This is a genomic window from Streptomyces sp. NPDC044002 (genome assembly GCF_056434525.1).
Window position 1 is genome coordinate 98,613 of the sequence record NZ_JBWKEZ010000016.1, and the last position, 22,934, is coordinate 121,546.

The following is a 22,934-nucleotide window of genomic DNA, read 5'->3' on the forward strand; positions in this document are numbered from 1 at the left end:
CCGTGTCCGTACGCGAGTTCGTGGTCCTCGGCACCGCCAGCCAGGTCCCCACCCGGCACCGCAACCACAACGGCTACCTGTTGCGCTGGGACGGTGAGGGCATCCTCTTCGACCCGGGCGAGGGCACGCAGCGGCAGATGCTGCGGGCCGGGGTCGCCGCGCACGACATCAACCGGATCTGCGTCACGCACTTCCACGGCGACCACAGCCTCGGCCTGGCCGGGGTGATCCAGCGGATCAACCTCGACCAGGTCCCGCACCCCGTGACGGCGCACTACCCGGCCTCGGGGCAGAAGTTCTTCGACCGGCTGCGGTACGCCACCGCCTACCGGGAGACCGTGGCGCTGCGGGAGGAGCCGGTCGCCGCGGACGGGGTGCTCGCGAGCGGGCCCTCGTACGTCCTGGAGGCGCGGCGGCTCTCGCACCCGGTGGAGTCCTTCGGCTACCGGCTGACCGAGCCGGACGGGCGCCGGATGGTCCCCGCGCTGCTCGCGCGGTACGGGATCAAGGGGCCGGACGTGGGCCGGATCCAGCGCGAGGGGCGGCTGGAGCGGCCGGAGGGCGAGGTCACGCTGGAGGCCGTCAGCGAGCACCGGCCGGGGCAGCGGTTCGCCTTCGTCATGGACACGCGGCTCTGCGAGGGCGTGGACGCGCTGGCGGAGGGCTGCGACATGCTGGTCATCGAGTCGACCTTCCTCGACGCGGACGTCCGGCTGGCCGAGGACCACGGCCACCTCACCGCCGGACAGGCGGCGCGGGTGGCGCGGGACGCCGGGGTGCGGCACCTGGTGCTGACGCACTTCTCGCAGCGGTACGCGGACCCGTCGGAGTTCGAACGCGAGGCCCGCGCGGCGGGGTTCGAGGGCGAGCTGACGGTCGCGGCGGACCTGGGGCGGGTGGCGCTGCCGAAGCGCTAGGGGGTGTCCGCAAAGTGGCGCCGTCCGCCCGGAGGGCGGGCCCTGCGGCGTCCGGTGCGTGCTCTCGGCGTGCCGGGCGGAAGGCCTCGTACTGGACGTACTCGGTCTTTCGCCCGGTGCGGCGAGAGCGCGTGCCGGGCGTCGCGGGGCAGGCGCCACTTTGCGGACACCCCCTAGTGCGTCCGGTGGCGTCCGGCGTCCGGTGAGGTGCGTCACACTGGGGTTTGGTCCGGTCGGGCCCGGGCAGGGCTGGCAGCTTTCCGGCCCGTACGCAGAAACGACACATCAACGGGGAGTACGCCGTGACCAGTCGGGACAGCCGCATCACCCTCGACCCGCTCCGCCCGGTGCGCGACCCCCACGAGCCGGGCTGTGACGTCTTCCTGACCGGCACGGTCTTCCTCGACATCATCTTCACCGGCCTCGACTCCGCCCCCGTGCGCGGTACGGAGTCCTGGGCGCGCGGCATGGGCTCCAGCCCCGGCGGCGTCGCCAACATGGCCACCGCCCTCGCCCGCCTCGGCCTGCGCACCTCGCTGGCCGCCGCCTTCGGCGACGACCACTACGGCGAGTACTGCTGGGACGCCCTGGAACAGGGCGAGGGCATCGACCTGTCCATGTCGCACACCATCCCCGGCTGGCACAGCCCCGTCACGGTCTCCATGGCGTACGAGGGCGAGCGCACGATGGTCTCCCACGGCCACGAGGCACCGCCCCCGGCGGGCCCCGGCCCCTTCCCGTGGTGCCCCCCGAAGGCCCGGGCGGCGGTGGCCTCGCTCGGCGCCGGGCAGGGCGAGGACTGGATCTCCGAGGCGGCCCGCCGGGGCTCGCGGATCTTCGCGGACGTCGGCTGGGACGAGACCGGGCGGTGGGACCTGGGCGCCCTGGCCGACCTCCAGCACTGCGAGGCGTTCCTGCCCAACGCGGGGGAGGCGATGCGCTACACGCGGACCGAGTGTCCGCGCACCGCGGCCCGGGCCCTCGCGGAGAAGGTCCCGGTCGCGGTGGTGACCATGGGCTCGGAGGGCGCGTACGCGGTCGACAGCCGCACCGGGGAGACCGCGGAGGTCCCCGCGATCACGGTGGAGGCCCTGGACCCGACCGGGGCCGGGGACGTGTTCGTGGCCGGGTTCGTCACCGGCAGCCTCGCGGGGTGGCCGCTCGCCGACCGGCTGGCCTTCGCCGGGCTGACCGCGGCCCTGTCGGTGCAGGAGTTCGGGGGCTCCCTCTCCGCCCCGGGCTGGCCGGAGGTGGCCCACTGGTGGCGCACGGCCCCCGACGCCCTGCGGGACCGCTACGCCTTCCTGGACGCCCTCGTCCCGCCGGGCGCGGCCCCCTCCCCGCGCCGCCGCGCGGTCCCCACCATCGGCTTCCGGCACCCCGTCTAGGCCGCTTCCCGGCCCGCCCGGAAAACCCCTCGGGCCCGCCCCGGGGTGGACGTACCCTTGGTACTCCGGAGGCCGACGCTCGGATCGGCCCCTCAGTGGGAGGTATGCGCAGGCCACAGTGCCGGCCCATGACTCAGACACCGACAGCCCACACCCCGGCGCCGGGCCAGGCGCGAGCCCATTTCACGGTCCCGGCGACGCACCCGATGGTGACCGTGCTCGGCTCGGGCGACGCCCTGCTGCGCGTGATCGAAAAGGCTTTCCCGAAGGCCGACATCCATGTTCGGGGCAATCAGGTCAGCGCGATCGGAGCGGCGGCGGAAGTCGCCCTGATCCAGCGCCTGTTCGACGAGATGATGCTGGTGCTCCGCACCGGGCAGCCGATGACGGAGGACGCAGTGGAACGCTCGATCGCCATGCTCAAGGCGAACGGGAGCGGTGGCGGTGACACGGAGACCCCGGCCGAGGTGCTCACCCAGAACATCCTCTCCAGCCGCGGCCGCACCATCCGCCCCAAGACCCTCAACCAGAAGCGGTACGTCGACGCGATCGACAAGAACACGATCGTCTTCGGCATCGGCCCCGCCGGTACCGGCAAGACCTACCTCGCCATGGCGAAGGCGGTCCAGGCGCTGCAGTCCAAGCAGGTCAGCCGGATCATCCTGACCCGCCCCGCCGTCGAGGCGGGCGAGCGGCTCGGCTTCCTGCCGGGCACCCTCTTCGACAAGATCGACCCGTACCTGCGGCCGCTCTACGACGCCCTGCACGACATGCTCGACCCGGATTCGATCCCGCGCCTGATGGCGGCGGGCACGATCGAGGTGGCGCCGCTGGCGTACATGCGCGGAAGAGCGCAACCCGTCTTCACGAAGGTACTGACCCCGGACGGCTGGCGCCCTATCGGCGACCTCCAGGTCGGTGACCTCGTCGTCGGGTCGAACGGTGAGCCGACGCCAGTCCTCGGCGTCTACCCGCAGGGTGAGAAGGACATCTACCGCGTCACGGCCCAGGACGGCTCCTGGACCCTGTGCTGCGGCGAGCACCTGTGGACGGTCCGTACAGCGTCGGACAAGCGCCGTGACAAGCCGTGGCGGGTCCTGGAGACCAAGGAGATGATCGGCAAACTCCGCGCGGCGCACGCCCACCGCTACGAGCTGCCGCTCCTCACCGCGCCCGTCGAGTTCCCCGAGCGTCGGATTCCCATGGACCCGTACGCCCTGGGTCTCCTGCTCGGAGACGGTTGCCTGACCGGTTCCACCACGCCTTCGTTCGCCACTGAGGACGAGGACCTCGTCCGCTCCCTGGAGGCGGCTCTGCCCGGAGTGGCGGCGCGGCACAAGGGTGGTTGCGACTACGTCCTGAACCGGGTGAAGTCGCCCGGTGACGTGGTCACCCTGGAGAACCCCGTGACCAAGGTCATGAGGGAGCTGGATCTCCTCGGTAGCCGTTCGCACTCCAAGTTCGTGCCGGACGACTACCTGTTCAACACAGCGGAGGTCCGTCTCGCCGTACTCCAGGGCCTCCTCGACTCCGACGGTGGCCCGGTCGGCCAGCAAGGCCGCACCTGCCGGATCCAGTACTCGACCACGTCGATCGTCCTGAGGGACGACGTGGTCGCCCTGGTCCAATCGCTTGGCGGCGTCGCCTATAGCCGGCGCCGCAGCGCCGAGGGCCGGGAGCGGGGAACCGCCCTGGCGGCTCACCGTTTCGACGCGCACGTCGTCGACATTCGGCTCCCCGAGGGAATCGAGCCGTTCCGCCTCGCCCGCAAGCGGGACGCGTACCACGCGGCCGGCGGCGGGCGCCCGATGCGCTTCATCGACTCCATCGAGCCCGCAGGGCGTGAGGAAGCCGTATGCATCCAGGTCGCGGCCGAGGACTCGCTGTACGTCACCCAGGACTACCTGCTGACGCACAACACCCTCAATGACGCCTTCGTCGTCCTGGACGAGGCGCAGAACACCACCGTCGAGCAGATGAAGATGTTCCTGACGAGGCTCGGCTTCGACTCGAAGATCGTCGTCACCGGTGACATCACCCAGGTCGACCTCCCGGGCGGCGCCAAGAGCGGCCTGCGTCAGGTCCAGGAGATCCTCGACGGGGTGCCGGACATCCACTTCTCGCGGCTCACGTCCGAGGATGTCGTCCGGCACAAGCTGGTCGGCCGTATCGTCGACGCGTACGCCAAGTACGACGATGCCCACCCGGCCCCGAACGGCCACCAGCGGAAGTAGAACCCAGCGCACCATGTCGATCGACGTCAACAACGAGTCCGGAACCGAGGTCGACGAGCAGGCGATCCTCGACATCGCCCGCTACGCGCTCACCCGGATGCGGATCCACCCGCTGTCCGAGCTCTCCGTCATCGTCATCGACGAGGACGCCATGGAGCAGCTCCACATCCAGTGGATGGACCTCCCCGGACCGACCGACGTCATGTCCTTCCCGATGGACGAGCTCCGTCCGCCGGCGAAGGACGACGAGGAGCCCCCGCAGGGGCTCCTCGGCGACATCGTGCTCTGCCCCGAGGTGGCCAAGAAGCAGGGCGACGAGGCGCCGACGCAGCACTCCATGGACGAGGAGCTCCAGCTCCTGACCGTCCACGGGGTGCTGCACCTGCTCGGCTACGACCACGAGGAGCCGGACGAGAAGGCCGAGATGTTCGGCCTCCAGGCGGCCATCGTCGACGGCTGGCGCGCCGAGCGCGGCTTCACGGGCCCCTCCCCGGCCCCCACCGTCTCGTGACCGGCGCCGCCCAGCTGATCACCGGGGCGGTCCTGCTGACCGTGGTGGCCTGGTTCGCGGCGTGCGCCGAGTCCGGGATCGCCCGCGTCTCCAGCTTCCGTGCCGAGCAGGCCGTACGGGAGGGCCGGCGCGGCAGCGCGAAGCTCGCCCAGGTCGCCGCCGACCCCACCCGCTACGTCAACGTGGCCCTGCTGGTGCGGGTGACCTGCGAGATGGCGGCGGGCGTGCTCGTCACGTACGTCTGCCTCGACGCTTTCGGCGAGAACTGGACGGCGCTGCTCACCGCCATCGGCGTGATGGTGCTGGTGTCGTTCGTGGCGGTGGGCGTGTCCCCCCGCACGATCGGCCGCCAGCACCCGCTGAACACCGCGACGGCGGCCGCGTACGTCCTCGTGCCGCTGGCGCGGGTGATGGGGCCCATTCCGCAGCTGCTGATCCTGATCGGCAACGCGCTCACGCCGGGGAAGGGCTTCCGCAAGGGGCCCTTCGCCTCCGAGGCCGAGCTGCGCGCGATGGTGGACCTCGCGGAGAAGGAATCGCTGATCGAGGACGACGAGCGCCGGATGGTGCACCAGGTCTTCGAGCTGGGGGACACCCTCGTGCGCGAGGTGATGGTGCCGCGCACCGACCTGGTCTGCATCGAGCGCTACAAGACGATCCGGCAGGCGACGACGCTCGCGCTGCGGTCCGGCTTCTCGCGGATCCCCGTCACCGGGGAGAACGAGGACGACATCGTCGGGATGGTGTACCTGAAGGACCTCGTCCGCCGCACGCACATCAACCGGGAGGCGGAGGGCGACCTGGTCTCGACGGTGATGCGGCCGGCGGTCTTCGTGCCCGACACCAAGAACGCCGGGGACCTGCTGCGCGAGATGCAGTCCGTCCGCAACCACGTGGCCGTCGTGATCGACGAGTACGGGGGCACGGCCGGCATCGTCACCATCGAGGACATCCTGGAGGAGATCGTCGGCGAGATCACCGACGAGTACGACCGGGAGATCCCGCCCGTGGAGGAGCTGGGCCAGGACTGCTACCGGGTCACGGCGCGGCTGGACATCACCGACCTCGGCGAGCTGTTCGGGGTGGAGGCCTTCGACGACGAGGACGTGGAGACGGTCGGCGGGCTGCTGGCCAAGGCGCTGGGCCGGGTCCCGATCGCGGGCGCCTCGGCGGTGGTGGACCTGCCGGACGGGCGTCCGCTGCGGCTGACGGCGGAGTCCCCGGCGGGACGCCGGAACAAGATCGTGACGGTGCTGGTGGAGCCGGTGGCCGCCGCGGCGGCCGAAGGGGAGGAGGGGGAATGACCCCCGCGGAGCTGCGCGCGTTCTGCCTGGGCTTCAACGCGGCGGTGGAGGAGTTCCCCTTCACCCCGGAGACCTCGGTGTTCAAGGTGCTGGGCAAGATGTTCGCCCTGTCGGCGCTGGACGCCGAGCCGCTGAAGGTGAACCTCAAGTGCGAGCCGGAGGCGGCCGTGCGGCTGCGGGCCGAGCATGCGGCGATCGTGCCGGGCTGGCACATGAACAAGCGGCACTGGAACACCGTGACGGTGGGCGGGCTGCCGGACGCGCTGGTGCGGGAGCTGGTGGAGGACTCGTACGACCTGGTCGTGGCGGGGCTGCCGCGGGCGGAGCGGCTGAGGCTCGACCGGCCGTGACGGGGAGTGCGGGGCGGATGGTCCCGCACGGATGAGGGTCGAAGGTCATGCGGGGACGGGACCTTTGGATCCCAGGAGTCCCTTACGTTTCGCTTAGGTTTGTCCTGCTCCACGGGGGAACGGCGGGGGGCGGGGGGCGCGGGTGAGCGCCCCGGCGGGGTCGTTGCACGGCCGCGCCGGGGCGCTCCCTATGCTTTCGCCTATGAGCGAGAGCACCGTGGGCAACGGGATCGACCCCGAGGACAGCAAGATCATCACGCTGGCGCGCAGCGCGCGGGCCCGCAACGGAGTCCCGGAAGGGGCGGCCGTACGGGACGAGACCGGCCGGACGTACGTCGCCGGCACCGTGGAGCTCGACTCGCTCAAGCTGAGCGCCCTCCAGACGGCCGTCGCCATGGCCGTCGCCAGCGGCGCGAACTCCCTGGAGGCCGCCGCCGTCGTCAGCGCGGCCGACGCCCCCGCCGAAGCCGACCGCGCGGCCGTCCGCGACCTGGGCGGCCCCGACACCCCGGTCCTCCTCGCCGCCCCCGACGGCACCCTGAAGTCCACCACCCCCGCCGGAGCCTGAGCCGGGGCCTCCGGCGGCTTCGCGGAGGGGCGGGTCCGGGGGAGGGCGGCGGTTCGGCGCGCGGCCCCGTACGCCCGACCGGGGCACCGCCCCCGCCGGCAGGCAGGCCGGCCAGAGCCTGAGCCCGGCCTCCGGCGGTTCGCGGCCGCTTCCGGCCCGGCGCGGCCTCCGGTGGTGCGCCTGGGCCGCCGGCCGGGCGGGGCGGAATCCGATGGCGGTGCCCGCCGTCGCGGTGGTGTGATGGGCCGATGCAGCCCGACGCGCGCGAGACCGTGGACCGCGGGGACTTCCCCGGGGCCGTGACCCCGTGGGACCGGTCCGACTGGCGTGCGGAGGCGCTCGACTGGGCCGCCGCCGCCCTGGCCGCGCACGGGCTGCGCGAGAGCGGGCAGCGGCAGGTCCGGCTGCGGCCGTGGTCGGTGCTGGTCCGGTTCTCCGTCGGCGACGGCGGCCCCGTCTGGTTCAAGGCCAACCCGCCCGCCAGCGCCTTCGAGGCCGGACTGACCCGGGCCCTGGCCGACTGGGCCCCCGGGAGCGTGCTGCGGCCCCTGGCCGTCGACGCCGCCCGGGGCCGGGCCCTGCTGCCGGACGGCGGCCCGCTCTTCCGGCAGGCCCTGGACGAGGACCGCGCGGGCGACGGCCCGCGCGCCTGGGAGGCGGTGCTCGGCCGGTACGCCGAACTCCAGCGCTCCCTCCTCCCGCACACCCCCGAGATCGAGGCGCTCGGCGTCCCCGGCGCCCGTACCGCCGCACTGCCCGGGATCCTGGACCGGATGGTCGAGGAGAACACCGCCCTCGACGACACCGACCGCCGGGCCCTGCACGCCCTGCGGCCCCGCTTCGCCGGCTGGTGCGCGGAACTCGCGGGGGCCGGCATCGGCGACACCCTCGACCACTCCGACCTCCACGACGCGCAGCTCTTCGCCCCGGAGCCGGGCCGGTACACCTTCTTCGACTGGGGCGACGCCTCCGTCACCCACCCCTTCTGCAGCCTGCTGGTCCCCGCCCGGGCCGCCGCCCGGCGGTACGGGCCCGACGTGCTGCCCCGGCTGCGCGACGCCTACCTGGAGCCGTGGACCGGCGACGGGCGCACCCCCGGGGAGCTGCGCCGCGCGGCCCGGCTGGCCTGGCGGCTCGCGGCGATCGGCCGGGTCTCCGCCTGGGGCCGCTTCTTCCCCGCGGGCCCCCGCGACGCGGACGGCGGCGCCGCCGGGGAGGCCGGTGACGCCGACCGCGCCCGCTGGCTGCGCGAACTGCTCACGCGGCCGCCGCTGTAGCGGGCTCCGCCGGCGCGGGCCCGGTCGTCCGGCGGCGGATGACCATCGCCATCAGCGCCGCCACCGCGCACAGGCCGCCCGCCGCGTACCAGACCAGGTCGTACGAGCCGAGGGCGTCGCGGGCGACCCCGCCGAGGAACGCCACCAGGGCCGCGCCCACCTGGTGCGAGGCCAGGACCCAGCCGAAGACGACCGCGCTGTCCTCTCCGTAGTGCTCGCGGCACAGGGCGATGGTCGGCGGGACGGTGGCGACCCAGTCCAGGCCGTAGAAGACGATGAAGAACACCATCGGCGGGTGCACGCTCGGCGCCAGCAGCACCGGCAGGAACAGCAGGGACACCCCGCGCAGGGCGTAGTACACGGCCAGCAGCCGGCGCGCCTCGAAGCGGTCGGTGAACCAGCCGGAGGCGATGGTGCCGAGCACGTCGAACACGCCGATCACCGCGAGCAGTCCGGCGGCGGCCGTCACCGGCATGCCGTGGTCGTGCGCCGCCGGGGTGAAGTGGGTGCGGACCAGCCCGTTGGTCGAGGCCCCGCAGATCGCGAAGGTGCCCGCCAGCAGCCAGAACGGGCCGGTGCGGGCCGCGCGGAAGAGCACGGTCACGGCCCGGCGGGCCGCACCCGGAACGGGCGCGGGCTTGGGCCCGTACGTGCCTCCGTACGGGGCGAGGCCCACGTCGGCCGGGTGGTCGCGCAGCAGCAGCCAGACGAAGGGGACGACGGCGAGGGCCGCCAGCGCCACCGTGACCGAGGCCGGGCGCCAGCCGTGGTTCTCCACGAGCCAGGACAGCAGCGGCAGGAAGATCAGCTGGCCGGAGGCGCCGGCCGCGGTCAGGATGCCGGTGACCAGGCCGCGCCGGGCGGTGAACCAGCGGTTGGTCACCGTCGCCGCGAAGGCCAGCGCCATCGAACCGCTGCCGAGGCCCACGAGCACGCCCCAGAACAGCACCAGCTGCCAGGCGGCCGTCATCCACACCGTGGCCAGCGAGCCGCCCGCGATCACGGTCAGGGCCACCGCGACGACCTTGCGGATGCCGAAGCGGTCCATCAGCGCGGCAGCGAAGGGCGCGGTGAGCCCGTAGAGCGCCAGGTTGACGGAGACCGCGAAGCCGATCGTGCCGCGCGACCAGTCGAACTCCGCGTGCAGCGGCTCGATGAGCAGTCCGGGGAGGGAGGCGAAGGCGGCCGCGCCGATGATCGTCACGAAGGCCACGGCGGCGGCGAACCAGGCGCGGTGGACGCGGCCGGGCTCGCGCGGGGCGCGCGTGCCGGTGGCGGGGGAGGCGGGGGAGGCGGGGGAGGCGGAGGATCTCGGGGCTGTCTGGGTCACGCCGACAGCTTCCGGCCCGCGGGCCACCGTACGACAGTGGCCTGACTGTCATGCTTCGATACGATCGGGCCATGGCCACCGTCGAGAAGCCGCACCGTGTCGTCGTCCTCGCCCTCGCCGGGCTGCTGCCCTTCGAGCTCGGCATCCCGCACCGGATCTTCGGCCGGGCCAAGGATCCGGCGGGGCGGCACCTCTACGAGATCCTCACCTGCGGGCTCGCCCCCGGCCCGGTCCCCACCGACGCCGACTTCACGGTGTACGTCGAGCACGGGCCCGAGCTGCTCGCGACGGCCGACACCGTCGTGGTCCCCGCCTCGCACGAGCTGGGCCCGGTGCACTCCGAGGGCCGGCTGACCGACGGGCTGGCGGCGGCCCTCGCCCACGTCCGGCCCGGCACCCGGATGGTGTCCATCTGCACGGGCGGCTACGTCCTGGCCGCCGCCGGGTACCTGGACGGCCGCCGGGCCACCACCCACTGGGCCTACGCCGAGCACTTCCAGCGGATGTTCCCGGCCGTGCGGGTCGACGCCGACGTGCTCTACACCGACGACGGGGACGTGCTCACCTCCGCCGGGGTCGCCGCCGGCATTGACCTGTGCCTGCACATCGTGCGCCGCGACCACGGCGCGGCCGTCGCCAACGACACCGCCCGCAGGACCGTCGTACCGCCCCACCGCGAGGGCGGACAGGCCCAGTTCGTCCAGCGGCCCGTGCCCGGGCCGCAGCACGCCAGCACCACGGCCGCGCGGGCCTGGGTGCTGGACCGGCTGCACGAGCCCCTGCTGCTGAGCGACCTCGCCCGGCAGGAGTCCATGTCGGTGCGGACCTTCACGCGTCGGTTCCGTGAGGAGTGCGGGGTGAGCCCGGGGGAGTGGATCACCGGGCAGCGGGTGGAGCGGGCCCGGCAGCTGCTGGAGCGGACCGAGCTGCCGGTCGAGGCGGTGGCGCGGCAGGCGGGCTTCGGGACGGCGCAGTCGCTGCGCAAGCACGTGCAGGCGGCGCTGGGGGTCAGCCCGACGGCCTACCGGCGCACCTTCCGGGCGACGGAGACCACGCCATCTTCTGATGGGCCATCAGTCGATGCCGGGTCCGCGCATTGACTTCTCCGGCCGCCCGCTCGTGAATGACCCCCTGTCGGGGAGGGGGCGGGCAGGTGCGGACACGCGCGCGCAGCAGGAGCAGGAGATGGTCGGCGGCCGCCGGTACGGCGCTGCTCGCGGCGGCCGCGCTGGGCACACCGGCGGCGGCCGAGGAGGGGGCGCGGCCGGGGCGGTGCCCGTCCGCTGCCGCGGAGGGAGCGGCGGCGGCCGGGGGCGGGGCGTCCGCCTCCGGCGGGGAGCCGAGGGGCGTCGGCCCGGCCACGGTGACTCCGACTGTGCCGGGCGGGGTCGCCTTCGCGCCGGAGGTCGGGGACGGGGCGTCCGGTCGCGGCGCGGAGCCGGTGACGCCGCCCGCGCCGGAGGCCGGGTACGGGGCGTGCGCGCCCCCCGGAGCCCCGCCGCCGCTCATGAACCTGCGCCGCGTCACCCTCGGAGCGGCCGGCGGCAAGCCCGGCGCCCGGGTCCGCGTCACCGGAGCCGGCTTCACCCCCGGCGCGGCCGTGACCGTGGAGGGCCGTGCGGCCGCCGCCCCGACGGCCGACCGGGCGCAGGCCACCGCGGACGGGCGCGGGGCGGTGGCGGTGGAGCTGCCCGTCACGGACCGGGCCACGACGGGAGTGCTGGCGTACGAGGGCCCGGCCTGGTCGCCGCCACGGGGCTCGGCCCCGGCGCCGTACGCGGTCTCCGCCCCCGATCCGGGCGCGCTGACGCTGACCCAGGCGGGGGCTGCGGTGACCCTGGGGGCGGTCGCGTACGGGGGCGGCGGCGCGGCACCCGGGCGGATCGGCACGGTCACCGTCAAGGACACCCGGATCGGCGGCGGGCGGTGGAAGCTGACGGCGACGCTCACCGGCTTCACGGGCCGGGACGCGGCCAGCGCCCCCGGGGCCGTGCCGTCCTGGACCCCGTCCTGCCGGGGCGGCTGCGCCGCGGGTCCTGCGGGGCAGGCGGGCCCGGAGGGTGCCGTCCTGGCCACGGGTGCGGCCGGAACCGCCACCGTCGACGCCGCGCTCACCCTCACGCTCCCCGCGTACACCCCGCCGGGCACCTACCGGGCGCTCCTCACCCTGACGCTGGCCCCCCTTTGACGCGCTTGGCGGGAGCCACCCCCACGGCCCGGGGCGGGCCGCGGCGGCCGGGGCAGGGGCGGCCTCGGGGCCCGTCGGCGGTGGTCTGGTCGGCGCGGGGGGCCGCATCGGGGAGAATGGCCCGTATGAGCGATCGTTCCCCCGAGCCCACCGCCCCGCACCGCGCGGGCTTCGCCTGCTTCGTCGGCCGCCCCAACGCGGGCAAGTCGACCCTGACCAACGCGCTCGTGGGCACCAAGGTCGCGATCACCTCCAACCGGCCGCAGACCACCCGCCACACCGTCCGCGGCATCGTGCACCGCCCGGACGCGCAGCTGGTGCTGGTCGACACCCCCGGTCTGCACAAGCCGCGCACGCTCCTCGGCGAGCGCCTCAACGACGTGGTGCGCACCACCTGGGCCGAGGTCGACGTCATCGGCTTCTGCCTGCCCGCCGACCAGAAGCTCGGCCCCGGCGACAAGTTCATCGCCAAGGAGCTCGCGGGGATCAAGAAGACCCCCAAGATCGCCATCGTCACCAAGACCGACCTGGTCGAGTCCAAGCAGCTGGCCGAGCAGCTCCTCGCCATTCACCAGCTCGGCGCCGAGCTCGGCATCGAGTGGGCCGAGATCGTCCCCGTCTCGGCGGTCGGCGACACCCAGGTGCAGCTGCTGGCCGACCTGATCGCACCGCTGCTGCCCGAGAGCCCGCCGCTGTACCCGGAGGGCGACCTCACCGACGAGCCCGAGATGGTGATGGTCGCGGAGCTGATCCGCGAGGCCGCCCTGGAGGGCGTGCGCGACGAGCTGCCGCACTCCATCGCGGTCGTCGTCGAGGAGATGATCCCGCGCGAGAACCGGCCCGCGGACCGGCCGCTGCTGGACATCCACGCCAACGTCTACATCGAGCGCCCCAGCCAGAAGGGCATCATCATCGGCCCGAAGGGCTCGCGCCTGAAGGAGGTCGGCATGAAGTCGCGCAAGCACATCGAGGCGCTGCTCGGCACGCCGGTCTTCCTCGACCTGCACGTGAAGGTCGCCAAGGACTGGCAGCGCGACCCCAAGCAGCTGCGCAAGCTCGGCTTCTAGCCGTCAGGCGACGCGCCGCAGCTTCAGCGCGTTGTCCCGGCGGGTCCCCGGCCGGCCGTCGGGGGCCGTCAGGGCCTGCTCGTGCTCGGCCGAGAGCAGCACCTCCCAGGCGCCCTCCGGCAGCTCCAGGTCCGCGAGCACCTCGTCCGGGATCGGGAAGCGGATGTCCGCGTGCGCGTCCGGGTCCCAGGACGGCCCGCCCGCGTGCCCGGCGATGAGCAGGATCCCGCCGGGTGCCACGGCGGAGGCGGCCGTGCGCAGGATCCGCTCGCGCGGGAAGTCCCCGTACGAGTGCAGGAAGCACGCGGAGACCAGGTCGAACTCCCCGTCGGGGAAGGACTCGGCCAGGTCGTGCCGCTGCCAGTCGACGCGGTTGCCGAGCCCCGCGTCGGCGGCGTGCCCGGCCGCCCGCGCGAGGGCCACCCCGGAGATGTCGGTGCCGGTGACCCGCCAGCCCTGCCGGGCCAGCCACACGGCGTCGGCGCCCTCGCCGCAGCCGAGGTCGAGGGCGCTGCCGGGGGTGAGGCCGGACGCCTCGCGGACCAGGACCTCGTTGGCCCTGCCGCTCCAGATGCGGTCGCTCTCGCGGTAGCGGGCGTCCCACCAGCCCTCGCTCGCGCCGTCGGGGTGCTGCTCCTGGTGCTGGTGGTGCTGGTGGTGCTGGTGCCGGGACATGCGGGGCCTCTTCCATGGGTCCCCCGGTGGTGGCCGGGGGAGGGTCTGCCGGTACGGCCGATGCTGCGCCGCGGCCACCGCCCGGGCAACTTCCGTTGCCGAACCGGCAAACCCTGCCCGGGTTCAGCCCGCCGCCGGCTCCGCGATCAGGGCCGTGCCCACCCGCCGGAACCCGGCGCGGGCGTAGATCCGGGCCACGTCCTCGTCCCCGGCCGACAGGAAGACCGTACGGGCGCCCCGGGCGCGGGCCTCGGCGACCAGGGCGGCCGTCACCCCGAGGGCCAGCCCCTGGCGCCGGGCGGTGGGCAGGGTGCCGACGCCGACGACCTCGGCGACGTCGCCGACCGGGTTGTACTGGCCGGCGCAGAGCACCTGCCCGTCGCGCACGGCCGCGGCCATCGCGGTGCGGCCGTCCGCGAGCATCGCCGACACGCGGGCCCGGTGTTCCTCGGACCCCGGGTCCGCGACGGCCGCCGCCAGCTCCGCCGGGCCCGCCGTGCCCAGGGCCGTGCCCGGCTCGCGGAAGGCCAGCGCCGGTACGGTCACGGCGGCCCGCAGCAGCGGGTCGTCGGCGCCGAGCAGCCGGACCTCGGGGTGCGGCGGGAGCGGCTCGGCGCCGGCGTCCAGTGCCATCAGGGGGTGGGCGTGCACGTGCAGCCCGGCGGCCTCCACGGCGGCCCGCAGCGAGGGGGTGGTTTCGGCCACCCACTCGAAGGACTCCGGTACCTTCAGCTCCCGCTGCCTCTCCAGCACCTTGAGCACGTCGGCGGCGGTCGCGTCGGCGCCGCCGAGCGCGGGCCGCGCGTAGTACTGCCAGCCCTGTCCCTCCTGCACGAACAGGGTCAGCGGCCCGAAGTCCTCGCCCCGCGCACCGCCCCGGCGGGGGACGGCGTCGTAGTACTGCTCCAGGGCGGCCAAGATCGTTTCAGTCATCCGGTCATCCAAGCAGGACCACCACGACCGGGGCATCCCCTTTCCCGGGCCGGGGGTGCCCGCTACGCGCCCTCCTTGAGCACCCGGGAGACCAGGCTGCGCTGGGCGTCCGACAGGTGGGGGTCCTGGCAGGACACCGTCCGCCCGTCCACCGTGATCCGGTACGAGAAGCCGTCCCGGACCCCGCCCGGCCCCTGGCCGGCCCGGGGGTCCGGGCGCAGCGCCAGCAGGGCCAGCGCCTGCCACTCCTCCTCGTCGGGCCGGCCCGAGGTGTCCACCTCGGCCCGGCGCTCGATCCCCGCGAAACCGCCCGTCCGCACCACTTCGATCCGCATGGTGCCCCTTCTACCCGAGGAGGGCGCCACGGCCTAGGCCAGGCCGACGGCCGACCAGGCCTTCTGGAGGGCCTGGTGCTCCGCGCCGCCCTCGCCGTACCGGGCGACGGCCGCGGCCGTCGACAGCCGGGCGAAGTCCTTGAAGGAGGCCTTCTCGCCCAGCTGTCCGCCGGTCAGCGTGTCGTACCAGATCCGCCCGGCCCGCTCCCAGGCCTTGCCGCCGAGCTCGGTGGCCGCGATGTAGAAGGCGTGGTTGGGGATCCCGGAGTTGATGTGGACGCCGCCGTTGTCGCGCGAGGTGTTCACGTAGTCGTCCATGGTCGCGGGCTGCGGGTCCTTGCCGAGCTCGTCGTCGTCGTACGCGGTGCCCGGTGCCTTCATGGAGCGCAGCGCGACCCCGGTGACGTTCGGACCCAGCAGTCCGGCGCCGATCAGCCAGTCCGCCTGGTCGGCGGTCTGGTCCAGGGAGTACTGCTTGATCAGCGAGCCGAAGACGTCCGACATGGACTCGTTGAGCGCCCCGGACTGGCCGTGGTAGTCGAGGTTGGCCGTGTACTGGGTGACGCCGTGGGCCAGCTCGTGCCCGATGACGTCCACCGACACCGTGAAGTCGAGGAACAGGTCGCCGTCGCCGTCGCCGAAGACCATCTGGCGGCCGTCCCAGAAGGCGTTGTTGTAGTCCTGGCCGTAGTGGACGGTCGCGTCCAGCGGCAGCCCGGAGTCGTCGATGGAGTGCCGTCCGAAGGCCTTGAGGAACAGTTCGTAGGTCGCGCCGAGGCCGGCGTAGGCGCGGTTGACGGTGGCGTCCTTGACCGGTTCGGAGCCCTCCGCGCGGACCTTCTTCCCGGGCAGCCGGGTGCGGTGCTGGGCGTCGTACACCGTCCGGGCGGGCCCTTCGGCGGGCGCGTCGGCCAGGGACGGGACGATCCCCCTGAGGGCGTTGACCTGCCGCCGCTCGCGCAGGCCGCTGTCGTGTTCGAGGGTGCGCAGGGCGGCTTCGGCCCGCGCGCTGTCCGCGGACTGGGCGGCCTTGCGGAGCAGGTGCGGCGGCACGACGGTGCAGAAGACGGGGCGGTGGGGGGTGTGGACAGGGGAAATGAAGGCATCCATGCACGGCAATGTGGCAGTGGGTCATGACGCTGTCACTACCGGCGACCATGATTCATTCGGTTGTCTCAAACCTGACGCGCCGTGTTGACGGATCACCCTGACCTGGACCCGTAGAAGGAGTCATAGCTCACAAAGGGTGCAAATCGGGCACCCGGGTCTTGCATACTGAAACAGGTCCTCGCGATACGGCGCGGCTCGGTTAGGCTCGGCCCATCATGCGTTTCGGGCTGCTTCTCCTTAGCTGCCGCGGCGAGGGTCTGTAGTCGTAGGCCGGCCCCCTCCCCGCGGAGTTTGGTGTTGCGGTTTTTACGACCGCCGTCGGCCGTTCAGCGAACTACACGCGGACACGCGAGGAGCCCAACGCCATGAGCCAGCACACTTTTGTCGGTCGCCCCACGCCCATCACGAACGCGACCCACACCCAGAAGCCCTCCGGGATGCCGATCCACAAGTACGGCGAGTACGAGCAGGTGGACATCCCCGACCGCACCTGGCCGGACGCCCGCATCACCAAGGCTCCCCGCTGGCTCTCCACCGACCTGCGCGACGGCAACCAGTCGCTGATCGACCCGATGACCCCCGCCCGCAAGCGCGAGATGTTCGACCTGCTGGTGCGCATGGGCTACAAGGAGATCGAGGTCGGCTTCCCGTCCTCCGGTGAGACCGACTTCGCCTTCGTGCGCTCCATCATCGAAGAGGGCGCGATCCCGGACGACGTCACCATCTCCGTACTGACCCAGGCCCGCGAGGACCTGATCGAGCGGACCGTCGAGTCGCTGGTCGGCGCCAAGCGCGCCACCGTGCACCTGTACAACGCGACCGCCCCGACCTTCCGCCGGGTCGTCTTCCGCGGCTCCAAGGAGCAGATCAAGCAGATCGCCGTCGACGGCACCCGCCTGGTCATGGAGTACGCCGAGAAGCTGCTGGGCCCCGAGACCGTCTTCGGCTACCAGTACAGCCCGGAGATCTTCACCGACACCGAGCTGGACTTCGCCCTGGAGGTCTGCGAGGCCGTCTGCGACGTCTGGCAGCCGGGCGAGGGCCGCGAGATCATCCTGAACCTGCCCGCCACCGTGGAGCGCTCGACGCCGTCCACCCACGCGGACCGCTTCGAGTGGATGGCCCGCAACCTGACCCGCCGCGAGCACGTCTGCATCTCCGTGCACCCGCACAACGACCGCGGCACCGCCGTCGCCGCCGCCGAGCTGGCCCTGATGGCCGGCGCCGACCGCATCGAGGGCTGCCTGTTCGGGCAGGGCGAGCGCACCGGCAACGTCGACCTGATCACCCTGGGCATGAACCTGTTCTCGCAGGGCATCGACCCGCAGATCGACTTCTCCCAGATCGACGAGATCCGCCGCACCAGCGAGTACTGCAACCAGATGGAGGTCCACCCGCGCCACCCCTACGCGGGCGACCTGGTCTACACCGCCTTCTCCGGCTCCCACCAGGACGCCATCAAGAAGGGCTTCGACGCCATGGAGGCCGACGCGGCCGCCCAGGGCAAGACCGTGGACGACATCGAGTGGGCGGTCCCGTACCTGCCGATCGACCCCAAGGACGTCGGCCGCTCCTACGAGGCGGTCATCCGGGTCAACTCGCAGTCCGGCAAGGGCGGCATCGCGTACGTCCTGAAGAACGACCACAAGCTGGACCTGCCGCGCCGCATGCAGATCGAGTTCTCGCGGATCATCCAGGCCAAGACCGACGCCGAGGGCGGCGAGGTCACGCCGAAGGCGATCTGGGACGTCTTCTCGGACGAGTACCTGCCCAACCCCGAGAACCCGTGGGGCCGCATCCAGCTGCGCTCCGGCTCGACCGCCACCGACAAGGACGGCACCGACACGCTGACCGTCGAGGCCGTCGTGGACGGCGTCGAGACGGTCCTGAACGGCACCGGCAACGGTCCGATCTCGGCCTTCTTCGACGCGCTGGCCGGCATCGGCGTCGACGCCCGCCTGCTGGACTACACCGAGCACACGATGAGCGAGGGCGCCTCCGCCGTGGCCGCCTCGTACATCGAGTGCGCGATCGACGGCCGGGTCCTGTGGGGCATCGGCATCGACGCCAACACCACCCGCGCCTCCCTGAAGGCGGTCATCTCCGCCGTCAACCGCGCGGGCCGCTAGTCCACCCGTACGCGGCCCCGCCCCTCCCGCCGGAGGGGCGGGGCCGCGTCGTTCCCGGGGCCGTTCAGCGGGCCAGGTAGCCGCCGTCCACGGGAAGGACCGCACCGGTCACGAAGGAGGCCGCGTCGGAGGCCAGGAAGGCGATGACGCGGGCCACCTCCTCCGGCTCGCCGAGCCGGCCCATCGGGTGGGCCGCCGCGACCTCCGCGAGGTACTCCGGGCCGCCCGGCTCGTCGTCCAGCGCCAGCACCCGCTCCGTGCGGATGGTTCCGGGCGCCACCGCGTTGACGCGGATCCCGTGCGCCGCCCACTCCACCGCCAGGTGCTTGGTCAGCCCCGAGGCCACGAACTTCGCCGGCCCGTACGCGGCCTGGCGGGCCTGCCCGGCCACCCCCGAGATCGAGGACACGCAGACCAGCGCCCCGCCGGCCGGCCGCTGCGCGGTCATCGCCTCGATGGCGTACTTGCAGGTCAGGAACATGCCCCGGCCGTCGACCGCCATGACGTGGTCCCAGTCCTCGGGGGTGGTCTCGCGTACGTCCGAAAGGGGGAGCACCCCGGCGTTCGCCACGGCGACGTCGAGCCGCCCGTACGCGGCGACGGCCGCCGCGACCATCGAGTGGTTGGCCCCGGGATCGGACACGTCACCGGTCACGGTCGTGATCCCGTGCCCCTCCCCGGCGAGCAGCGCGCGCAGGGACTCCAGGCCGGGGCCGTTGACGTCGGACGCGGTCACCCGGGCCCCGGAGCGGGCCAGCAGCAGGGCCGTGGCCCGGCCGATGCCGCTCGCGGCTCCGGTCACCAGACAGGACTTCTCGTTCATGCCGCAGAGGGTAGGGAAAGCGGAGCGGCGGGGGCGCACTTCGGCCAACTCCCGCCCCCGCGAGATGTTGTCTTGTCGCACGACTGACGCAGCCTCACCGATGTGGCTAACATCACGCCAACCCGGCGGTGCCGCCGGAAGGTTATGGAGGTGCGACGTGCTGCCAGTTCGGGGTGGGGACGGCCGGAAGCTGACCGTCTGGGGCATCCGCACCACCTGGAACACCGTGGGAGACGGGGAGTTCTTCTGCCCCGACTGCGGCGGTGACCGCAACTACCGCAGGCGCACCGGGCGCCGGCGCTTCACCGTGCTCGGCGTGCCGCTGCTGCCGCGCGGTCAGGCCGGGCCGGTCGTCGAGTGCCAGGGCTGCCGGCAGCGCTTCGACACCGACGTGCTGGACCACCTGACCACCACCCGCTTCTCGGCCCTGCTGCGCGACGCCCAGCACACCGTGGCGCTGGCCGTGCTCGCGGCGGGCGGGACCGCCTCGCGCAGCGCGCTGGAGGCCGCCGTGTCGGCCGTACGGGCCGCCGGGTTCCAGGACTGCACCGCGGAGCAGCTGGAGTCCCTCGTGGACGCGCTGGCCACCGACGAGGGCCGGCTGGGGCTGTACGACGGCCCCGAGTGCTGCGGGGCCGCGCTGTCGATCGAGCTCCACGAGGCGCTGGAGCCGCTCGCCCCGCACCTGGCGGGGCCGGGGCGGGAGTCGATCCTGCTCCAGGGCGCCCGGATCGCGCTCGCGGACGGGCCCTACATCCCGGCCGAGCGCGAGGTGCTGGCCACCGTCGGCGCGGCGCTGCGGATGACCGCGGACGAGGTCGCCGGGCTGCTGTCGGCGGTCCGCGCACCGTAGGAGGAGCACGTACGAGGGTCCGGGCCCGGCGGATTTCCGCCGGGCCCGGGCGTTTTCCGGGCGGAATTCCGGCATGCGGAGTTCCGGGAGGTAACGATCCGGCCTCGCGGGGGTGAACCGACCGGTAGTTTTTCCCGTGAAAGAGGTGGAGTCCCTACTTCCGTACAAGATTTCCGCATTTCGGACGGCCGGAATTAGACCCTCTGATTTGCGTGACCGAAGACTTGTGAACCCGGTAATCGCCTGTCAGGACCGGGAACTTCGCAGGTGTGCAGCGGGAACGAGGCGTTCGGGGCCGGTCGCCCCATACTCCTCCGCGCGGGCGTCCGCCACTGGAGGAACCTCCAGATCGAACGTCCCGAAACGTCAACACTTTGTCGAAGTCGACGATATCTGTGAGCACTTCCACAGGCGTTCAATTCCGGTCACACGACGACGAGATTCGCGTGTTTCCACTGACAACCCCGGCGGATCAACGGGTTAGCGACCCACTCCGGCCAGGGACAACCAGATTCCTCTCAGTTACCTACCTTGAAGGGCAAGGCAGAGATGGCACGTGTCGCCGCCCGGCTTTCCGCAAGCGGAGAGCAGAGCACGCACCCGGTCGACGAGGTGCTCCCCCTCCCCAAGCTCGCGCTGTACGGCTTCCAGCACGTACTCGCCTTCTACGCCGGCGCGGTGATCGTCCCGATCATCGTGGGCAGCGCACTCAAGCTGAGCCCTGAACAGCTGGTCTACCTGATCAACGCGGACCTCTTCACCTGCGGTATCGCCTCGATCATCCAGGCCTTCGGCATCGGCAGGATCGGCGCGCGACTGCCGCTGATCCAGGGCGTCACCTTCACCGCCGTGTCCCCGATGATCGCCATCGGCCTCGGCGCCGGCGGCGGCACCGCCGCGCTGCTGGTCATCTACGGCGCGGTCATCACCGCCGGTATCGCCACCTTCGCCTTCGCCTGGCTGCCCGCCAACGCGTTCCGGGCGGTCATGCGGCTCTTCCCGCCCGTGGTCACCGGCTCGGTGATCACCGTCCTCGGCATCGTCCTGATCCCGGTCGGCCTCCGGGACGCGGTCGGCGGCGTCCCCACCCTCGCCGACGGCGGTGTGCCGACGCAGCTGGCGTACGCCGGCGGCACGATGCTCTTCATCCTGGTCCTGATGAAGTTCGGCGGGCCCTTCCTGCGCAGCATCAGCATCCTGCTCGGCCTGGTCGGCGGCACCGCCGCGGCCTTCGCGCTCGGCGACGCCAAGTTCGGCAACGTCGGCCAGTCCGACTGGCTCGGCGTCACCACGCCCTTCCACTTCGGCGCCCCGAAGTTCGAATGGTTCCCGATCTTCCTCATGCTGATCGTCATGCTGATCACCATGGTCGAGACCACCGGTGACACCTACGCGGTCGGCGACATCGTCGGCAAGGAGGTCGACAGCGAGACCGTGGCCCGCGCCCTGCGCGCCGACGGTGCCGCGACCGCCCTCGGCGGCGTCCTGAACTCCTTCCCGTACGTCGCCTTCGCCGAGAACGTCGGCCTGGTCCGCATGACCAAGGTCAAGAGCCGCTTCGTGGTCGTGGCCGCCGGCGTGTTCATGATCGTCCTCGGTCTCATCCCGAAGGCCGCCGCGATCGTCGCCTCCGTCCCGCCGGGCGTCCTCGGCGGCGCCGCCACCGTGATGTTCGGCATGGTCGCCCTGGCCGGCATCCAGACCCTCGCCAAGGTGGACCTCAAGGAGGAGAAGAACGCGCTGATCGTCGGCGTCTCGATCGCCCTCGCGCTCTTCCCCGACACCGCCCCGCTCTTCTTCGACAAGCACGTCAGCCCGGACGTCGCCTCGCTGCTCGACAGCGGTGTCACCCTCGGTGCCACGGCCGCGATCGTCCTCAACCTGATCTTCAACGGCCTGGCCAAGGACGACGCCCAGACCGCCGCCAAGGCCCCCGCCGATGTGGTGGCCGAGGCCAAGGCCGAGGTCGCGGTGCCCGCCCAGCCGGCGGCCGCCCCGGCCGGCGCCGAGAAGGCCGCCGAGAAGGCCGCCGAGAAGTCGGCCGTGAAGACGGCCGAGAAGTCGGCCGAGAAGGCCGACGACGCGGGTACGCCCGCCTGCTGATCCTCCCAAGGGGTGCCGACCCCCGCCCGGACACGGTCCGGGCGGGGGTCAGCGCTGTCCGCGCCCGGGGGACAATGGGGCCATGAGTCTGTTCCGCGACGACGGCATCGTGCTGCGCACCCAGAAGCTGGGTGAGGCGGACCGCATCATCACGCTCCTCACCCGCGGCCACGGCCGCGTCCGGGCCGTCGCCCGCGGCGTACGGCGCACCAAGTCCAAGTTCGGCGCCGGGCTGGAACCTTTCTCCCACGCCGACGTGCAGTTCTTCGCCCGCGGCAGCGAGCTGATCGGCCGCAGCCTGCCGCTGTGCACCCAGACCGAGATCATCGCCCCCTACGGCAACGGCATCGCCACCGACTACGCCCGCTACACCGCGGGCACGGCCATGCTGGAGACCGCCGAGCGCTTCACCGAGAACGAGGGCGAGCCCGCCGTACAGCAGTACCTGCTGCTGGTCGGAGCCCTGCGCACGCTCTCCCGGGGCGAGCACGAGCCGCACCTGATCCTCGACGCCTTCCTGCTGCGCTCCCTCGCCGTCAACGGCTACGCCCCCAGCTTCGAGGACTGCGCGAAGTGCGGGATCCACGGCCCCAACCGGCACTTCTCCGTCGCCGCCGGCGGGGTCATATGCGGCGACTGCCGGGTGCCGGGCTCCGTCGTACCCTCGTCGGAGGCCATCGCCCTGCTCAGTGCCCTGCTGACGGGCGACTGGAAGCACGCGGACGCCTGCGAGGCCCGCCACGCGCGGGAGGGCAGCGGGCTGGTCTCGGCCTATTTGCACTGGCATCTGGAGCGCGGGCTACGCTCCCTCCGATACGTCGAGAAATAGGAGCTGGGCA

At 72.8% G+C, this 22,934-nt stretch carries 21 protein-coding genes; 15 read left to right on the forward strand and 6 right to left on the reverse strand.

The window, feature by feature from the left end; genetic code table 11:
* Positions 1-2 precede the first annotated feature (2 nt).
* The 8 genes from AC07A6_RS15045 (at position 3) to AC07A6_RS15080 (ending at position 8,549) form a co-directional block, all read left to right on the forward strand.
* Positions 3-917 carry a ribonuclease Z gene (locus AC07A6_RS15045; RefSeq protein ID WP_478777378.1) on the forward strand — a complete coding sequence of 305 codons (915 nt, stop codon included), beginning with the start codon at positions 3-5 and terminating at the stop codon, positions 915-917.
* Positions 918-1,219: 302 nt separating this feature from the next.
* Entirely contained in the window at positions 1,220-2,305 is a 1,086-nt protein-coding gene (locus tag AC07A6_RS15050) for a carbohydrate kinase family protein (RefSeq protein WP_478777379.1), read from the forward strand.
* 128 nt (positions 2,306-2,433) lie between these two features.
* The gene (locus AC07A6_RS15055) at positions 2,434-4,539 is read left to right on the forward strand and encodes a PhoH family protein (RefSeq protein ID WP_478777380.1); all 2,106 of its coding nucleotides are present in this window, start codon (positions 2,434-2,436) and stop codon (positions 4,537-4,539) included.
* Positions 4,540-4,552: 13 nt separating this feature from the next.
* Positions 4,553-5,050, forward strand: a complete 498-nt coding sequence (gene ybeY, locus AC07A6_RS15060) for an rRNA maturation RNase YbeY (protein ID WP_478777381.1) — start codon at positions 4,553-4,555, stop codon at positions 5,048-5,050.
* Positions 5,047-6,354: a hemolysin family protein gene (locus AC07A6_RS15065; RefSeq protein ID WP_362461978.1), complete on the forward strand. Its 1,308-nt coding sequence runs from the start codon at positions 5,047-5,049 to the stop codon at positions 6,352-6,354. The genes ybeY and AC07A6_RS15065 overlap by 4 nt, the downstream gene beginning before the upstream one ends.
* On the forward strand, positions 6,351-6,704 hold the full coding sequence (locus AC07A6_RS15070) for an MmcQ/YjbR family DNA-binding protein (RefSeq protein ID WP_362461981.1): 354 nt from the start codon (positions 6,351-6,353) through the stop codon (positions 6,702-6,704). The genes AC07A6_RS15065 and AC07A6_RS15070 overlap by 4 nt, the downstream gene beginning before the upstream one ends.
* Positions 6,705-6,894: 190 nt before the next feature.
* A complete protein-coding gene (locus tag AC07A6_RS15075; RefSeq protein ID WP_478777382.1) occupies positions 6,895-7,272 on the forward strand; it encodes a cytidine deaminase in 378 nt (125 codons plus the stop codon).
* Between the two features lie 248 nt (positions 7,273-7,520).
* Positions 7,521-8,549 (forward strand): phosphotransferase family protein, encoded by a 1,029-nt coding sequence (locus AC07A6_RS15080; protein ID WP_478777383.1) that lies wholly within the window; start codon positions 7,521-7,523, stop codon positions 8,547-8,549.
* Here AC07A6_RS15080 and AC07A6_RS15085 read toward each other — a convergent pair.
* The gene (locus tag AC07A6_RS15085; RefSeq protein ID WP_478777384.1) at positions 8,530-9,879 is read right to left on the reverse strand and encodes an MFS transporter; all 1,350 of its coding nucleotides are present in this window, start codon (positions 9,877-9,879) and stop codon (positions 8,530-8,532) included. The genes AC07A6_RS15080 and AC07A6_RS15085 overlap by 20 nt on opposite strands.
* Positions 9,880-9,950: 71 nt before the next feature.
* Here AC07A6_RS15085 and AC07A6_RS15090 point away from each other — a divergent pair, with 71 nt between their 5' ends.
* The 3 genes from AC07A6_RS15090 (at position 9,951) to era (ending at position 13,134) form a co-directional block, all read left to right on the forward strand.
* On the forward strand, positions 9,951-10,979 hold the full coding sequence (locus AC07A6_RS15090) for a GlxA family transcriptional regulator (protein ID WP_478777385.1): 1,029 nt from the start codon (positions 9,951-9,953) through the stop codon (positions 10,977-10,979).
* Positions 10,980-11,032: 53 nt separating this feature from the next.
* Positions 11,033-12,067: a hypothetical protein gene (locus tag AC07A6_RS15095; protein ID WP_478777386.1), complete on the forward strand. Its 1,035-nt coding sequence runs from the start codon at positions 11,033-11,035 to the stop codon at positions 12,065-12,067.
* Positions 12,068-12,183: 116 nt separating this feature from the next.
* Positions 12,184-13,134, forward strand: coding sequence for a GTPase Era (gene era, locus AC07A6_RS15100; protein WP_007263983.1), 951 nt, complete (start codon positions 12,184-12,186; stop codon positions 13,132-13,134).
* 3 nt (positions 13,135-13,137) lie between these two features.
* Here the strand turns inward: era and AC07A6_RS15105 are convergent, their stop codons facing one another.
* The 4 genes from AC07A6_RS15105 to AC07A6_RS15120 all read right to left on the reverse strand — a co-directional run bounded on the left by AC07A6_RS15105 (position 13,138) and on the right by AC07A6_RS15120 (position 16,187).
* A complete protein-coding gene (locus tag AC07A6_RS15105; RefSeq protein WP_478777387.1) occupies positions 13,138-13,809 on the reverse strand; it encodes a class I SAM-dependent methyltransferase in 672 nt (223 codons plus the stop codon).
* A 123-nt stretch (positions 13,810-13,932) separates the two neighbouring features.
* Positions 13,933-14,742, reverse strand: coding sequence for a GNAT family N-acetyltransferase (locus AC07A6_RS15110; protein WP_478777388.1), 810 nt, complete (start codon positions 14,740-14,742; stop codon positions 13,933-13,935).
* A 62-nt stretch (positions 14,743-14,804) separates the two neighbouring features.
* Positions 14,805-15,077 (reverse strand): protealysin inhibitor emfourin, encoded by a 273-nt coding sequence (locus tag AC07A6_RS15115; protein ID WP_125816462.1) that lies wholly within the window; start codon positions 15,075-15,077, stop codon positions 14,805-14,807.
* 33 nt (positions 15,078-15,110) lie between these two features.
* Positions 15,111-16,187 carry a M4 family metallopeptidase gene (locus AC07A6_RS15120; RefSeq protein ID WP_362462004.1) on the reverse strand — a complete coding sequence of 359 codons (1,077 nt, stop codon included), beginning with the start codon at positions 16,185-16,187 and terminating at the stop codon, positions 15,111-15,113.
* Positions 16,188-16,552: 365 nt separating this feature from the next.
* Between AC07A6_RS15120 and leuA the strand changes: the two genes are divergently transcribed.
* A complete protein-coding gene (gene leuA / locus AC07A6_RS15125) occupies positions 16,553-18,316 on the forward strand; it encodes a 2-isopropylmalate synthase (protein ID WP_362462007.1) in 1,764 nt (587 codons plus the stop codon).
* 64 nt (positions 18,317-18,380) lie between these two features.
* On the opposite strand, the gene AC07A6_RS15130 is transcribed toward leuA, so the two are convergent.
* Entirely contained in the window at positions 18,381-19,139 is a 759-nt protein-coding gene (locus tag AC07A6_RS15130) for an SDR family NAD(P)-dependent oxidoreductase (protein WP_478777389.1), read from the reverse strand.
* Positions 19,140-19,296: 157 nt separating this feature from the next.
* Here AC07A6_RS15130 and AC07A6_RS15135 point away from each other — a divergent pair, with 157 nt between their 5' ends.
* From AC07A6_RS15135 to recO, 3 genes are all read left to right on the forward strand, one after another.
* Positions 19,297-19,992 (forward strand): TerB family tellurite resistance protein, encoded by a 696-nt coding sequence (locus AC07A6_RS15135; protein WP_125816466.1) that lies wholly within the window; start codon positions 19,297-19,299, stop codon positions 19,990-19,992.
* A 549-nt stretch (positions 19,993-20,541) separates the two neighbouring features.
* Positions 20,542-22,095, forward strand: a complete 1,554-nt coding sequence (locus AC07A6_RS15140) for a nucleobase:cation symporter-2 family protein (protein ID WP_478777390.1) — start codon at positions 20,542-20,544, stop codon at positions 22,093-22,095.
* An 82-nt stretch (positions 22,096-22,177) separates the two neighbouring features.
* Positions 22,178-22,924 carry a DNA repair protein RecO gene (recO, locus tag AC07A6_RS15145; protein WP_385771248.1) on the forward strand — a complete coding sequence of 249 codons (747 nt, stop codon included), beginning with the start codon at positions 22,178-22,180 and terminating at the stop codon, positions 22,922-22,924.
* The last annotated feature ends 10 nt before the right edge of the window (positions 22,925-22,934 follow it).

Coding starts and splice junctions, on each gene's coding strand:
- AC07A6_RS15055 (WP_478777380.1), top strand. CDS start 2,434: ATGACTCAGACACCGACAGCCCACACCCCGGCGCCGGGCCAGGCGCGA.
- ybeY (WP_478777381.1), top strand. CDS start 4,553: ATGTCGATCGACGTCAACAACGAGTCCGGAACCGAGGTCGACGAGCAG.
- AC07A6_RS15070 (WP_362461981.1), top strand. CDS start 6,351: ATGACCCCCGCGGAGCTGCGCGCGTTCTGCCTGGGCTTCAACGCGGCG.
- AC07A6_RS15075 (WP_478777382.1), top strand. CDS start 6,895: ATGCTTTCGCCTATGAGCGAGAGCACCGTGGGCAACGGGATCGACCCC.
- AC07A6_RS15080 (WP_478777383.1), top strand. CDS start 7,521: ATGCAGCCCGACGCGCGCGAGACCGTGGACCGCGGGGACTTCCCCGGG.
- AC07A6_RS15090 (WP_478777385.1), top strand. CDS start 9,951: ATGGCCACCGTCGAGAAGCCGCACCGTGTCGTCGTCCTCGCCCTCGCC.
- era (WP_007263983.1), top strand. CDS start 12,184: ATGGCCCGTATGAGCGATCGTTCCCCCGAGCCCACCGCCCCGCACCGC.
- AC07A6_RS15105 (WP_478777387.1), bottom strand. CDS start 13,809: ATGTCCCGGCACCAGCACCACCAGCACCACCAGCACCAGGAGCAGCAC.
- AC07A6_RS15110 (WP_478777388.1), bottom strand. CDS start 14,742: ATGACTGAAACGATCTTGGCCGCCCTGGAGCAGTACTACGACGCCGTC.
- AC07A6_RS15115 (WP_125816462.1), bottom strand. CDS start 15,077: ATGCGGATCGAAGTGGTGCGGACGGGCGGTTTCGCGGGGATCGAGCGC.
- AC07A6_RS15120 (WP_362462004.1), bottom strand. CDS start 16,187: ATGGATGCCTTCATTTCCCCTGTCCACACCCCCCACCGCCCCGTCTTC.
- leuA (WP_362462007.1), top strand. CDS start 16,553: ATGAGCCAGCACACTTTTGTCGGTCGCCCCACGCCCATCACGAACGCG.
- AC07A6_RS15130 (WP_478777389.1), bottom strand. CDS start 19,139: ATGAACGAGAAGTCCTGTCTGGTGACCGGAGCCGCGAGCGGCATCGGC.
- AC07A6_RS15140 (WP_478777390.1), top strand. CDS start 20,542: ATGGCACGTGTCGCCGCCCGGCTTTCCGCAAGCGGAGAGCAGAGCACG.
- recO (WP_385771248.1), top strand. CDS start 22,178: ATGAGTCTGTTCCGCGACGACGGCATCGTGCTGCGCACCCAGAAGCTG.